The organism is Microbacterium sp. BF1, assembly GCF_019279095.1.
Classification (GTDB): Bacteria; Actinomycetota; Actinomycetes; order Actinomycetales; family Microbacteriaceae; genus Microbacterium; species Microbacterium maritypicum.
This window is the reverse complement of record NZ_JAGYWT010000700.1, coordinates 1-972: the sequence shown is the minus strand read 5'-3', so window position 1 is coordinate 972 and position 972 is coordinate 1. Positions and strand designations below refer to the sequence as shown.

Genomic DNA, 972 nt, shown 5'->3' with positions numbered 1-972 from the left:
CCGGCGCGCCGGCCGCGAGCAGCACGGCCGCAGCAGAGGCCGCCTGGCCGAGCACCACGGTCTGGATCTGCGGCGCGACGTACTGCATCGTGTCGTAGATCGCCGTCATCGCGGTGAACGAGCCACCGGGCGAGTTGATGTACATCGTGATGTCACGCTCGGCATCCTGGCTCTCCAGGACGAGGAGCTGCGCCATCACGTCGTCGGCCGAGGCGTCGTCGACCTGCACGCCGAGGAAGATCACGCGGTCTTCGAACAGCTTGTTGTACGGGTCCTGACGCTTGAAGCCGTAGGCCGTGCGCTCCTCGAACTGCGGGAGCACGTAGCGGCTGGAGGGCAGGTCACCGGCTGAGCGGAAGGTGGGTGTGTACATGAGCGTCCTTTCGCTTTCCGTTACTCGGTGTCCTGGTCGGTTCCGCCGCCGCCGATGACGTCGGAGGCCGATTCGCGGATGTGGTCGACGAAGCCGTACTCGAGCGCTTCCTCGGCCGTGAACCAGCGGTCGCGGTCACCGTCGGCGTTGATCTGCTCGACGGACTTCCCGGTCTGGGCCGCCGTGATCTCGGCAAGGCGGTTCTTCATCGACATGATGAGCTGCGCCTGGGTCTGGATGTCGCTCGACGTTCCGCCGAAGCCACCGTGCGGCTGGTGCAGCAGCACTCGCGCGTTGGGCGTGATGTACCGCTTGCCCTTGGTGCCCGCGGTGAGCAGCAGCTGGCCCATTGAGGCGGCCATACCGATGCCGACCGTGACGATGTCGTTCGGCACGAACTGCATCGTGTCGTAGATCGCCATGCCGGCGGTGATGGAGCCACCGGGCGAATTCACGTAGAGGTAGATGTCTCGCTCGGAGTCCTCTGCGGCGAGAAGAAGGATCTTCGCGCAGATCTCGTTCGCGTTCTCGTCGCGCACCTCCGACCCCAGCCAGATGATGCGGTCCTTCAGCAACCTGTCGAAGACGCTCGTTGCGAG

At 65.2% G+C, this 972-nt stretch carries 2 protein-coding genes; both read right to left on the bottom strand.

From position 1 onward, the window contains the following. Positions 1–373: ATP-dependent Clp protease proteolytic subunit (locus tag KZA10_RS16155; RefSeq protein WP_218683393.1), on the bottom strand; the 373-nt coding region annotated here is incomplete at its 3' end. A 20-nt stretch (positions 374–393) separates the two neighbouring features. Then, the coding region (locus KZA10_RS16150) for an ATP-dependent Clp protease proteolytic subunit (protein ID WP_256934999.1) at positions 394–972 on the bottom strand (579 nt) is incomplete at its 5' end.